Genomic DNA, 12,006 nt, shown 5'->3' with positions numbered 1-12,006 from the left:
TAAGTCCGATGGGCGGATTCCGAATCGAAGCCGATCTGGATTTGTGTCAGGGCCACGCCATGTGCGAACTGGAGGCGCCCGACTACTTCCAGGTGCCCAAGCGGGGCAAGGTCGAGATCCTCGACCCCGAGCCCCCCGAAGACGCCCGCGACGAAGTCGAACGCGCGGTCGAGATGTGCCCAACACAAGCACTACTCATCAAAGAGAAAGAAGATTGACAGTGGCGTCACGCGAAGAGCTCGAGGCATGGGTCGACCGCTGGCTGCAGGCCAACAAGGACTGCGAAAAGGCCGGTGACTGGCGCCCATTGGCGGACTTCTACACCAAAGACGCGACCTACGGGTGGAACATCGGCCCCAAAGAAGACGTGATGTGCGTCGGCGTCGACGAGATCCGCGACATCGCTTTGGGTTTGGAGATGGAAGGCCTGGAGAACTGGGTGTATGAGTACCAGAAGGTGCTCATCGACGAGAAGCAGAGCGAGATCGTCGGCTTTTGGAAGCAGATCGTCAACAAGGCCGACGGCACCCAGGGCGAGATCTACGGCATCGGCGGCAGCTGGTTCCGGCTCAACGACGACCTGTTGATCGAGTGGCAGCGCGACTTCTTCGACTTCGGACACGTCGCGTACATGTACGGCAAGCTCATCGAGTCCGGCGACCTGAGCGAGGGCATGCAGCGGCGCATCGAACGCAGCATCGCCGGCGAGAAGCTGCCCGGCTACTACCCGCTCGGCGAAGCACCGGTCCCCATCTGGTGACCGAAGCAATGGCGGCGACCCGCTGCGCCCCGGCTACGCCGCGCTTGCGATCGCCGCGGGAGCCAACCAAGCATTTGATTTGTTGCACGCGCTATGCTGACGCGACGAGGGTGCCTGTGGCATCCGTCACCTAGCTGGCCGGCATGAAGGGCCGGTCAGCGCTGATCAATTCCAAAGGCGAAATGGGGTCAGGACCATCGTGAAGACAAAAGGCGCACTGATCTGGGAGTTCAACCAGCCCTGGTCCATCGAGGAAATCGAGATCGGCGACCCGCAAGCGCATGAGGTCAAGATCCAGATGGAAGCGGCGGGCATGTGCCACTCCGACCATCACCTGGTCACCGGGGGTATCCCGATGGCCGGTTTCCCGGTGCTGGGCGGTCACGAGGGCGCCGGCATCGTCACCGAGGTCGGGCCGGGCGTGGAAGACATCGCGCCGGGTGACCACGTGGTGCTGTCGTTCATCCCGTCCTGCGGGCAGTGTCCGACCTGTCAGGCCGGCATGCGCAACCTCTGCGACCTGGGAGCCGGCCTGCTGGGCGGCGCCGCGGTGTCCGACGGGACGTTCCGCATCCAGGCCCGCGGCCAGAACGTCTTCCCCATGACGCTGCTGGGTACGTTCTCCCCCTACATGGTCGTGCACCGCAGCTCGGTGGTGAAGATCGACCCGTCGGTCCCGTTCGAGGTCGCCGCGCTGGTCGGCTGCGGTGTCACCACCGGCTACGGGTCGTCGGTCCGCACCGCTGACATCCGGCCGGGCCAAGACGTCGCCATCGTCGGCGTCGGCGGGGTCGGCATGGCCGCGCTGCAGGGCGCGGTCAACGCGGGCGCGCGCTACATCTTCGCGATCGACCCGGTGGAGTGGAAGCGCGACCAGGCGCTGAAGTTCGGTGCCACCCACGTCTACCCCGACATCATGGCCGCGATGGCCGGCATGGCCGAGGTCACCTACGGCCTGATGGCCCACAAGGTCGTCGTCACCGTGGGCGAGCTGCAGGGCGCCGACGTCGACAACTACCTCAACATCACCCAAAAGGGCGGGACCTGCGTGCTGACCGCCATCGGCAGCCTGCTGGACACCAACGTCAACCTCAACCTGGCGATGCTGACCCTGATGCAGAAGAACCTGCAGGGCACCATCTTCGGTGGCGGCAACCCGCAGTACGACATCCCGCAGCTGCTGTCGATGTACAAGGCCGGCAAGCTGAACCTGGACGACATGATCACCCGCCAATACCGGCTCGAGCAGATCAACGACGGCTATCAGGACATGCTGGACGGCAAGAACATTCGCGGAGTCATCCGCTACACCGACGCCGACCGGTAAACGACCCGTCATCAGCCGCGTCTGCTGTGACCGGCTTTGTGCCACCTCATGGCGCCGGGGCGAACCGGCGCCATGGCGGTGTGCTGTCGAGCTCCCTCCTTGTGCCACAACGTAATCGGCTCACGGACGCCCATCGGGTTGACTCGTTCCGAGGCACCGGGTGCGCAAACTAGTGACAGGAGAATAAATGACCGAAGCCGCAGCCGCGCAAGAATCCCAGGCATCCCCGGCCCTGGCCGCGTCGCAGTCCTCGTGGCGGTGCGTGCAGGCGCACGACCGGGCGGGCTGGTTGGCGCTGATGTCCGATGACGTCGTCATCGAGGACCCGATCGGCAAGTCCGTCACCAACCCCGACGGCACCGGTGTCCGTGGCAAGGAGGCCGTCGGAGCGTTCTTCGACACCAACATCGCGGCCAATCAGCTCTCCATCACCTGCGAGGAGACCTTCCCGTCGAGCTCCCCCGACGAGATCGCCCACATCTTGGTGCTCAACAGCAAGTTCGAGGGCGGCCTGACCAGCTCGGTGCGTGGGGTGTTCACCTACAAGGTCAACGACGCCGGGTTGATCACCAACATGCGTGGCTACTGGAACCTGGAGATGATGCAGTTCGGCAAGGAGGAGTGAGTGCCCATGGCGTCGATCTTCACCAAGATCATCAACCGCGAACTGCCCGGCCGCTTTGTCTATGAGGACGACGACGTCGTGGCGTTCCTGACGATCGAGCCGATGACCCAGGGACACACCCTCGTCGTGCCGCGCGAAGAGATCGACAATTGGCAGGACGTCGACGGCGCGGCCTTCGCCCGGGTGATGACCGTGAGCCAGTTGATCGGCAAGGCCGTCTGCAAGGCCTTCAGGACCGAACGGTCCGGCCTGATCATCGCCGGACTGGAGGTGCCGCATCTGCATGTGCACGTCTTCCCGACCCGCAGCCTCAGCGACTTCGGCTTCGCCAACGTGGACCGCAACCCCTCACCGGAATCGCTGGACGAAGCCCAGGCCAAGATCAAGGCGGCCCTGGCTCAGTTGGCGTGAACCGCGTGCTGCGCGTGGACGTCACTGATGCGCGGCAACGTCACCCGGAAGCAGCAGCCCTCGCCCGGCGCGGTGGTCACGCTGACGACACCGCCGTGCGCCCGCACCAGCGACTCCACGATGGATAGGCCCAGGCCGGTCCCGCCGCTCGCGCGCGCCCGCGACGAGTCGGTGCGATAGAAGCGCTCGAACACCCGCGACGCGTCCTGCTCGCTCATGCCGGGGCCCTTGTCCGCCACCTCGAGGACCGCGTCGTCGCCGTCGGTGCCGACCCGCACCGTCACGTCGGCGCTTTCCGGGGTGTGCTGCAAGGCGTTGGCGATCAGATTGCTCAGCACCTGCCGGATGCGCGCTTCGTCGCCGAGCACCTCCGGCGTGCCGGGCCCGTCGAGGACCTTCATGGTGATGGTTCGCCCCGGATCGATCGCCTGCGCGTCGTGCACGGCGTCGCTGGCCAGCGCCAGCAGGTCCACCCGGTTGTGCTCGAGCGGTCGTTGCACGTCGAGGCGGGCCAGCAGCAGCAGGTCGTCCACCAGCATACCCATCCGGGAGGCCTCGCTCTCGATCCGCGACAACAACATGGCGACGTCGCGGGCGGCGCCTTGGCGATACAGTTCGGCGAAACCGCGGATGGTGGTCAGCGGGGTGCGCAGCTCGTGGCTGGCGTCGGTGATGAAGCGGCGCATCCGGTCCTCGGAGCCGCGAGCCTTCTCGGCCGAGGACTCCGAGGACGCCAGCGCTTGCTGAATCTGCGCCAGCATTCCGTTGAGGGCGAGCGAGAGCCGGCCCACCTCGGTGCGCGGATCCCGTTCTGGGACACGGCGATCCAACTGGCCGGACGCGATGGCCGCGGCCGTTCGTTCGACTTCGGCCAACGGCCGCAGGCTGCGCTGGACCACGGCGAAGCTGGCGATCCCGACCAGGACCAGCACCCCCACCCCGATGGCGATCTGCAGCCAGACCAGTGAGCGGAGAGTGTGCTGGAGATCGGACAGGTCGATCGCGACCGTCGTCAAACCCTGTGGCCCGCGCACCGATACGGCCCGCCAATGGATGTTCGAGCCATTCACCGAGGGCAGCGTCGTCGGGTTGGGACCCACGTCGTTGTTGGCCGGGAGCGCCGGTTCGGCGTTGCGGTCGTTGATGGCGGTGAAGGGCACGCCGTCCGTGCCGACGCCGCGCACGTAGAACTTCGACGGTGGCCGGCCCGGGTCGGGGCCCTCGTACGGCGGCGGGGACTGACGACGCGGGGCCAGGGCCCAGCTGTGGGATGCGTCGAGCAGCGTCTGGTCGATGCGGCTGATCTGACTGTGCCGGAGGATCGACGTCACCGCGACACCGGAAACGGCCAGGCCGCAGGCGACCAACAACAGGGTGGCGGCGACGAGCCCTATTCGGAGCGGCAATCCGCGTCGAGGCTGAGTGACCATCTACCCAATTCTTCGCTACCGTTGACGACCTCGCACGCGCTCAGCGCGGTTCCCGCAACACATAACCCACGCCGCGCAGCGTGTGCAGCAGCCGCTTCTCGCCGGTGTCGATCTTGCGCCGCAGGTACGACACGTAGGACTCGACGACGTTCACGTCGCCCCCGAAGTCGTAGCGCCATACGTGGTCGAGGATCTTCGGTTTGCTCAACACCGTGCCCGCGTTGATCACAAAGTAACGCAGCAGCGTGAATTCGGTCGGCGACAGCGACACGGGCTGACCGGCCTTCCACACCTCGTGCGTTTCTTCGTCGAGTTCGATATCGGCGAAAGTCAGTCGGGCGCTGCGTGGTTCGGCGCCGCCCTTGCCGGCGCGCCGCAGGATGACCCGCAACCGCGCGACGACCTCTTCGAGGCTGAACGGCTTCGTCACATAGTCGTCGCCCCCCAGCGTCAGGCCGGCGATCTTGTCCTGCAAGGAATCCCGCGCCGTCAAAAACAGCGCGGGGGCGTCGATGCCGTCGGCCCGCAACCGTCGCAACACCCCGAACCCGTCCATGCCGGGCATCATCACGTCGAGGATGACGGCATCGGGACGGGCTTCGCGCGCCCGGTCCAACGCCTGGGCGCCATTGGTTGCCGTGTAGACCTCGAAGCCCTGGAACTTCAAGCTGACCGAGAGCAGTTCGACGATGTTGGCCTCGTCGTCGACCACGAGGACGCGGGCCTCCGGTTTGGTGTCGCTGGGAGTTGGCGATGTCATCAGGTGCTGCTGTCCCTTACTTGAAGTTACCTATGGAAAAATTGTGTGATTCCTGAAAGCTCAGTGTCAACCGTCTGTTAGTAGTCTGCCAGGCATCGGCGCGTTGCCTTAAGACGGATCGGCCTTTCGCAGGCCGCGCCGTGCATAGACTCGAAGAATGAACCTCGCCAAAAGCATCGTGTCGGCGGCGACCGCTCCCGCGCGGGTCGGTCTGGCCGCGGCGGATGCGGGTCTGGGCGTGGCAAGCGCGGCCGTTGGCGTGGCGAAGCGGGCTTTGGGCGAGAACGGGTCCGCCGGCACCAACCCGATGACGTCGATGCTGGGTCTCGACGACGCGCTCGTGCGCGCCAACCGGCTGGCCAGGCTGCTCGACGACGACGCCCCGCTGGGTCGGGCGGTGGCCCCGGACGGGCCGCTCGATCGGTTGCTCCGCCCGGGTGGGGTCGTCGACATGCTGACCTCGGAGGGCGGCCTGCTCGACCGGCTGACCGCCGAGGGCGGCGCCTTGCAGCGCACGCTGCAGCCGGGCGGGCTTGCCGATCAGCTGGTCGCCGAGGACGGATTGATCGAACGCCTGCTGGCCGAGGACGGGCTGGCCGACCGCCTGCTCAGCGAAGGCGGCCTGGTCGACAAGCTGACCGCCAAACACGGGCCGCTGGACCAGCTCGCCGACGTCGCCGACACCCTGGCGCGGCTCACCCCGGGGATGGAGGCGCTCGAGCCCGCCATCGCCACCCTGCAAGACGCCGTCATCGCGCTCACCATGGTGGTCAACCCGCTGAGCAACATCGCGGATCGGATCCCGCTGCCGGGGCGCCGGCGGCCCTCGTCACGGGCGGTGCGCTCGGCGCGCGTGATCGACACCGACCAGTGACCGGTTAGGCCTTTACGCCGTAAGTGTCGGCGGTGTGATTGTTGGCATGCGTTGGTGCAGAACACCTTTCGCCGACGGCCGTCGAAATCGACTCCGCACCTGCGACAAACCGTGGACATAAGGCGACGCTATCGGTGAGTACCGACAGGAATGGAGCCGCGTGAGAGACTCGAACTCTCGACATCCGCTTTACAAGAGCGACGCTCTACCAACTGAGCTAACGCGGCCTGGGTGGCTCGACAAGCCACGACGATTCTACGGCAGGGGTGATGCCGTCCGAGCTACGCGTCGACTCGAGCCGGCGGAGGTGCGGGTGTAGGGCGGGAGCCCGCGAAACGGAGCGCTTTGGTAAGCGCTCAATCCTGCGTTGGCGCGCTCAACACGCCCTGCCATCGCTGTGGTCGTCGTCCTCCTCGTCGCCCCAGTAGGCCCATTCGGGAAGCGGCGTGGTGGGCATGGCGCCCAAAGCGGAAGCCTCGTACCCGGGTTGACCACCGGGTCCCTTCCACCGCGGATCCAGTCTGTTCGCGCGTGAACGTCTGACCCCGCGGGTGATCACAGCGACGGTGCCTCCGACGACGAAGGCGATCAGGGCGACTTTCAGAACCAGAAATAGCAGGGTCACGGTTGCATGCGCTCCACGCCGCGTTGAGGTAACACCCTGTAGGGCAACCGGTTTCGACCCGAGGCGGGATGGCGTCCGATCCGGCTCACGGGTGGCCCGGAAGGTTGTCCAGATCTCCCTGGATGTCCCGCAGTTTTCCTTCGATGGCCTGCAAATCGGAGAGGGCATCCTGATAGGACGGCTGCATCTCGTTTGAGGCAGAGGGTAGGGACTGGGGGCAGTACGCGACGATGGCGCCCGCGGTGACATGAGTGCTTTGATCGGCGTCCCAGATCGACGATCGCTGCACGAATCCGACCGCGTCGGAAAAGTTGTGTTGGTGCGCCAGGAAGTCGCAGACGGCGTGCCCCTGGACCGTCACGTAATCCTGGCTGGGAATCGGCACGCCTTCGTGCTTCAACGCGGCGATGAACGCCGTGTCGGCTACGCCGATCCGCGGGGCGGGTGCGGGGGGAGCCATGCGAGCGGGTGGCGACGCGACCGGTCGACTGGGTGACGACGCGGCCGGCGGCGGGGCTTCCGTCGGCTGCGCCGATGAATCCTGGTGGCGGACGGCGAATATGGCGATCGCGGCGGCGGCGATCGCCACCAGTGACAGCGGCAACGCCGCCACCAGGCCCAGGCGGCGCAGCACCGCGCCAGGCCGCGGGAGCGTGACCGTGTCGTGCCGGGGCCGGGCGGCGGCGACGGTCGGGGTTTCGGGGGCGCTGGGCGCGTTCACGAGCGTCGCCCCGTTGCTGTGGGCCAGGAGTTCGTCGAGTAGTTCGTCGACCTCTTGGGTCGACGGCTGGCCACCCTGCTCGCGGATCGATCGTCGCCCAAGGGCGATGCGCCGCAGTTCTGAGTCGATCGTCTCGCGGTCGCGCATATCAACCAGTTTGAGCCTTCATCGGCATTGATGTCACGCGCTCGGATGCGACAGACTCGCTGTGAGGCGAACCAGCCGGAGCCGTGGGGGATCGAGGCGATGGACGGATGTGATCACTGTGGGCCGTAACCGACGCGTCGCGCCGCTCGTCCTCGCCGCGATCATGGTCGCGCTCGCCGGTTGTTCGGCGTCGCATCCCAAAAATGCCTCCCCGGCTGCCACGACGACGTCCGCCACCGCGGCGCCGACCCGGGTGGTGCCCGTGGATTCGGGGACGCCCGGCGGCGCGCAGCCGCCGCTGGCGGCGGATCCCGCGCAGCTGGCCGACGACCTCGTCGCCGACGAGCGCGCCCTGCGCGACCCGGGGACCGCGGAGCCGGCGCTGACGGCGGCGGCACACCGCGAGCAGGCGGCCTACCGGGCCATCGCACGCCATCCCGAATGGGATGCGACGACGCGCCCGCGCATCCCGGCGGAGTTGGCCGAGGTCTACGACCGCAACGTCGACGCCCGTCGGCAACTCATCGCGCTGACCCCGGTGCGAGACACCCTGCCGGCGTGGCGCATCGAGCCGCCGGCCCCGGCCGACGAGCTGCTCAGCGACTACCACCAGGCGGAGTCCGAATCCGGCGTCGGCTGGAACTACCTGGCCGCAATCAACTTCATCGAGACCCGTTTCGGCAGCATCGTGGGCGCGAGCACCGCCGGGGCGCAGGGCCCGATGCAGTTCTTGCCGTCGACGTTCGCCGGTTACGGACAGGGCGGCGATATCCACTCCCCGCGCGACAGCATCCTGGCGGCGGGCCGCTACCTGGCCGCCAACGGCTTTGCCAACGATCGGGATCGCGCCATCTACGGCTACAACCACGCCGGCGAATACGTGCGCGCGGTCGACCAATACGCGGCGCTGATCGCGGCCGATCCGGCCACGTTCACCGCGTACTACCGGTGGGACGTCTATTGCCGCACCACCGCGGGCGACGTCGTGCTGCCCATCGGCTACGACGCGTCGTCACCGATCCCGGCCGCGGACTACGTGGCGGCCCACCCGCAGTAATACGCGCTCAGTACAGGGGCACCCAGACACCGAAGAACCAGTAACCCCAACCGCCGTACTGCCAGTTGAAGACCGGGACGACGGTAAAGGTGTTGTAGTTGAACGGTCCGAAGTCCGCCCGGGCCACCAGCACGTCACGCGGCGGTCCGGCCCACGGCCGGTTCCACCCACCCGGAGGCGGCGGACCGTTCCAGCCCCCCGGGGGCGGCGGGCCCACCCAGTGCGGCGGCGGGTGGCCCGGCGCCGGGCCGTCGTTCCAGCCGTAGTTGTGCGGGCGCGGCGGCGGGGGTGCCCCGTGGCCCACGACGCTGAAGCCGGTGTCGAGACCCACCGGCCCGCCGATCTCGGCGTTGCCGCTGGCATACACCCCGCGCGGCGGAATGTACGGCGGGTGCGGCGGCTGCGTGCTCGGGGGGTTGAGCGAGGCGTACCGCTGCCGCTCGTTCCCCGGCGGATTCTGCGTGTTCGCCGGGGCGTTGGTCTGCCCGCCCTGCGGCGGGTTCTGACCGGGCTCATTCGGCGGGGTGTTCTGCCCCGGCTGCGGCGGGTATTGACCGCGCTCATTCGGCTGCGGGCCGTTCTGCCCGCCCTGCGGCGGGCCGTTCTGGCCGCCCTGCGCCGGCGGACCGTTCTGGCCACCCTGCGCCGGCGGACCGTTCTGGCCACCCTGCGCCGGCGGACCATTCTGGCCACCCTGCGCAGGCGGACCATTCTGCCCACCCTGCGCCGGCGGACCATTCTGCCCACCTTGCGCCGGCGGACCGTTCTGGCCACCCTGCGGCGGGGTGTTCCCCCCGCCCTGCTGACCGCCGTGGCCGCCGGGCTGTCCACCCGGGCCGCCCGGCGCGCCGCCCGGGCCGCCGGGGTTGCCGCCCCCGCCGCCGCCACCACCGCCACCGCCGTGGCAGCCCGGGCAGGGCGGAGGCGGGTCAAGTGGCGCGGAGTAGGCCGTCCCGGCGTTCAGGGTGGCCATGGAGATGCTCAGGCCGGCGGCCACCGCGGCAGCGCCGACGACACGTTTCATAGACATAGCTGCGTTCCCCTCGGGTGTCGATGGCCTGCGCTACGGGCAGGTGACGTCCAACTCGAATGACTTGGTTACCTGCTGCGGTTGCTGCGGGTTGCTCATGTCGACACCCGTAGCGGTGCCCTTGATCGCCCACGTCTTGCCGTTGACCGCGGCCCCGGCACTGCCGCCCTGGTTGGGCGCGGCGTCGGAGAAACCGAGCGCGACCCCGTTGACGGTGCCCAGCCCGACCGAATGGACCAGGGGCGGATTGCCATTGCTGACCACGGCGCCGAGCCCGGCGGTGGGGTCGCCGATGCCGATGTTGGTGTTGTCCCCCGCGGCGGTGCAGGTGACCTGCCCGCTGACGTTCTGGTTCTGGCCGTCGACGATCACCAGCGGACCCGCCGCACCCGCCGGCGAAGACGAGCCGGACGGCGACGTACCGGACTTGTTGCTCGAACACCCCGCGCCGGCCGCGATCACCAGGGCCACACCGGCAACGCCGGCTACGATCCCACGCTTCACTACTGCTTCCCCTTCGTGTCGCCGGTTCCGCTGCTTCACCATGGCGTCGGTACCCGGTACGTCAGAATTGCAAACGCTACGACACTCACGGGAGAACGCGCAGGCCCCACCTGTCCAGCAGCGGATTGATCAGCATGAAATAGGTCGTGTAGTCGTCACCGTCGGGCGAGGACATCAACAGACCGACGGCGCTCACGGTGCCGTCGGGGTTCATCACGAAGCCGGGACTGCCGCTGTCGCCGTCCAGGCTGAAGACGCTTGCTTCGACCACGTCACCGTCGATGCCTTTGATGGCGCCGCACGTCTCACCCGTCACCGCACCGATCTTGCAGAACGGCATACCGGGTTGAATCTGCGCGTGGCTCAACACATCCCGAACCTGATACCTGCCGGCTATGTCGCCCACCGGCATGCCGATGCTCGGCTCGAGGCGGATGATCGCGGCGTCCCGCTTGACCCCTTCATGCTCGCTGGCCGAGATCTTGCCGAGCGGAGCATCGTTGCCGTACGTCCACTCCGCGCCATCGTGCGAGTCGCAGTGCCCGCTGGTCATCAGGTAGTAGCTGCCGTCGGCGCCCTGTGCCGCGAAACCCGCTGTGCACCTGCCGGATTCATGATCGACTCCCATGCCCGGTGCCGGGGGCGGCGACGGCAGGGCCGGCGGCGGCGCCGCCGCAGCGGTTTTCGCCAGCGTCGTCGCGGCCACCAGCACGGCCCCAACGAGTCCCAGCCCCCGCAACCACGGCATGTTCACGCCGTCCCCCTCCGTTTGTGCCGGGCAGATAGTAACAGCGCCACTCGCCTCGAATGCGCTGGCGGCCAGCCGGTTCCGCGCGGCCGGTTCATCCGGCGTCGACGTGCCGGGCAAGGAAGTCCAGCACGGCGCCAGCGAAGATGTCGTTGCGATCACCGGCGACCATGTGTCCCGCGCCGCGGACATCGGTGAATTCGACTTGGGGAAAACGCGCCAGGAATTCGTCGGCGCGCTCCTGACTGACGAGGTCGCTCATCTGCCCGCGCACCAGGAGCATCGGCACCCCGCCGCGCAGGATCGCCTCCACGGCCGCGTGCATCCGATCGGGGTCGGTGACCTCGAACGGCGGGAATGCCGCTGTGCCGCTGATGAATTGCGGATCCCAGTGCCAATACCAGCGGTCGCCGCGGCGACGCAGGTTGGTGGTCAGGCCGTCCAGATCGGTCGGTCGCGGCCGATGCGGGTTGTACTCGGCGATCGCGTCGGCGACTTCGTCCAGTGAGCCGAACCCCGATTCCACCCGCTCGGCCATGAAGGCATGGATCCGGTTCGCCCCGGACTGGTCCATGTTCGGGACAATGTCGACCAACACGACCGCGCTCGCGATGCCCGGGGACAGCTCCCCGGCGAGCAGCATCGATGTGAACCCGCCCAGCGAGGCACCGACCAGCACCGGTCGCGGAGGCAGCGTGCGCAGCACCTCTTGGACGTCGCCGGCGAAACTGACGACGCGATAGTCGCCGTCGTCCGACCAGTCCGATTCGCCGTGGCCGCGCAGGTCGACGGTGACGGCCTGCCACCCCCGCGCGGCGACCGCGGCAGCGGCCTTGCCCCACGAACGGCGCGTCTGACCGCCGCCATGCAGGAACACCACCGCGCGCGCATGAGGATCCCCGAGTCGGTCGGCGACGATCTGGACCCCACCGGGACCCCGGATCGTAAACGGTTCAGCTGCCGTGGGCACCAGGTGATACTAAGGCG

Annotated in this window: 15 protein-coding genes and 1 tRNA gene; 7 read left to right on the top strand and 9 right to left on the bottom strand. The window is 67.9% G+C overall.

The annotated features are described in order from the left end of the window. Positions 1-8: 8 nt before the first annotated feature. The 5 genes from W7S_RS02945 to W7S_RS26660 all read left to right on the top strand — a co-directional run bounded on the left by W7S_RS02945 (position 9) and on the right by W7S_RS26660 (position 3,123). On the top strand, positions 9-218 hold the full coding sequence (locus W7S_RS02945) for a ferredoxin (protein WP_008263814.1): 210 nt from the start codon (positions 9-11) through the stop codon (positions 216-218). 2 nt (positions 219-220) lie between these two features. Continuing rightward, a complete protein-coding gene (locus W7S_RS02940; RefSeq protein WP_014710888.1) occupies positions 221-760 on the top strand; it encodes a hypothetical protein in 540 nt (179 codons plus the stop codon). A 199-nt stretch (positions 761-959) separates the two neighbouring features. Next, complete coding sequence (locus W7S_RS02935; RefSeq protein WP_008263811.1) at positions 960-2,087, top strand: NDMA-dependent alcohol dehydrogenase; 1,128 nt, start codon at positions 960-962, stop codon at positions 2,085-2,087. 187 nt (positions 2,088-2,274) lie between these two features. After that, complete coding sequence (locus tag W7S_RS26665) at positions 2,275-2,712, top strand: ketosteroid isomerase family protein (RefSeq protein WP_009951973.1); 438 nt, start codon at positions 2,275-2,277, stop codon at positions 2,710-2,712. A 6-nt stretch (positions 2,713-2,718) separates the two neighbouring features. Beyond that, positions 2,719-3,123, top strand: coding sequence for an HIT family protein (locus W7S_RS26660; RefSeq protein ID WP_008263807.1), 405 nt, complete (start codon positions 2,719-2,721; stop codon positions 3,121-3,123). Here W7S_RS26660 and W7S_RS02920 read toward each other — a convergent pair. Both W7S_RS02920 and phoP read right to left on the bottom strand, forming a co-directional pair. Beyond that, positions 3,111-4,553 (bottom strand): cell wall metabolism sensor histidine kinase WalK, encoded by a 1,443-nt coding sequence (locus W7S_RS02920; RefSeq protein WP_014710887.1) that lies wholly within the window; start codon positions 4,551-4,553, stop codon positions 3,111-3,113. The genes W7S_RS26660 and W7S_RS02920 overlap by 13 nt on opposite strands. 40 nt (positions 4,554-4,593) lie before the next feature. Beyond that, positions 4,594-5,313, bottom strand: a complete 720-nt coding sequence (gene phoP, locus W7S_RS02915; protein WP_008263800.1) for a two-component system response regulator PhoP — start codon at positions 5,311-5,313, stop codon at positions 4,594-4,596. A 157-nt stretch (positions 5,314-5,470) separates the two neighbouring features. Between phoP and W7S_RS02910 the strand changes: the two genes are divergently transcribed. Further along, positions 5,471-6,187, top strand: coding sequence for a hypothetical protein (locus W7S_RS02910; RefSeq protein ID WP_008263798.1), 717 nt, complete (start codon positions 5,471-5,473; stop codon positions 6,185-6,187). Positions 6,188-6,338: 151 nt separating this feature from the next. Here W7S_RS02910 and W7S_RS02905 read toward each other — a convergent pair. The 3 genes from W7S_RS02905 to W7S_RS02895 form a co-directional block, all read right to left on the bottom strand. Then, a tRNA-Thr gene (locus tag W7S_RS02905) sits at positions 6,339-6,414 on the bottom strand. A gap of 149 nt (positions 6,415-6,563) precedes the next feature. Then, a complete protein-coding gene (locus W7S_RS02900; protein ID WP_014710886.1) occupies positions 6,564-6,812 on the bottom strand; it encodes a hypothetical protein in 249 nt (82 codons plus the stop codon). Between the two features lie 85 nt (positions 6,813-6,897). Further along, positions 6,898-7,680, bottom strand: coding sequence for a DUF732 domain-containing protein (locus W7S_RS02895; RefSeq protein WP_014710885.1), 783 nt, complete (start codon positions 7,678-7,680; stop codon positions 6,898-6,900). A 163-nt stretch (positions 7,681-7,843) separates the two neighbouring features. Between W7S_RS02895 and W7S_RS02890 the strand changes: the two genes are divergently transcribed. Beyond that, entirely contained in the window at positions 7,844-8,737 is an 894-nt protein-coding gene (locus W7S_RS02890) for a transglycosylase SLT domain-containing protein (RefSeq protein ID WP_179300169.1), read from the top strand. Positions 8,738-8,744: 7 nt separating this feature from the next. On the opposite strand, the gene W7S_RS02885 is transcribed toward W7S_RS02890, so the two are convergent. The 4 genes from W7S_RS02885 to W7S_RS02870 all read right to left on the bottom strand — a co-directional run bounded on the left by W7S_RS02885 (position 8,745) and on the right by W7S_RS02870 (position 11,989). Beyond that, positions 8,745-9,761, bottom strand: a complete 1,017-nt coding sequence (locus W7S_RS02885) for an MAP_0585 family protein (RefSeq protein ID WP_014383784.1) — start codon at positions 9,759-9,761, stop codon at positions 8,745-8,747. Between the two features lie 39 nt (positions 9,762-9,800). Continuing rightward, a complete protein-coding gene (locus tag W7S_RS02880; protein WP_014379063.1) occupies positions 9,801-10,271 on the bottom strand; it encodes a lipoprotein LpqH in 471 nt (156 codons plus the stop codon). 85 nt (positions 10,272-10,356) lie between these two features. Beyond that, on the bottom strand, positions 10,357-11,025 hold the full coding sequence (locus W7S_RS02875) for a S1 family peptidase (RefSeq protein ID WP_014710883.1): 669 nt from the start codon (positions 11,023-11,025) through the stop codon (positions 10,357-10,359). An 88-nt stretch (positions 11,026-11,113) separates the two neighbouring features. Next, a complete protein-coding gene (locus tag W7S_RS02870; protein WP_029385077.1) occupies positions 11,114-11,989 on the bottom strand; it encodes an alpha/beta fold hydrolase in 876 nt (291 codons plus the stop codon). Between the last annotated feature and the right edge of the window lie 17 nt (positions 11,990-12,006).

It is taken from the genome of Mycobacterium sp. MOTT36Y, assembly GCF_000262165.1.
In the GTDB taxonomy this organism is placed as follows: domain Bacteria; phylum Actinomycetota; class Actinomycetes; order Mycobacteriales; family Mycobacteriaceae; genus Mycobacterium; species Mycobacterium intracellulare.
Note: the sequence above shows the minus strand (reverse complement) of the source record. Positions and strands in the feature narration are given on the sequence as shown.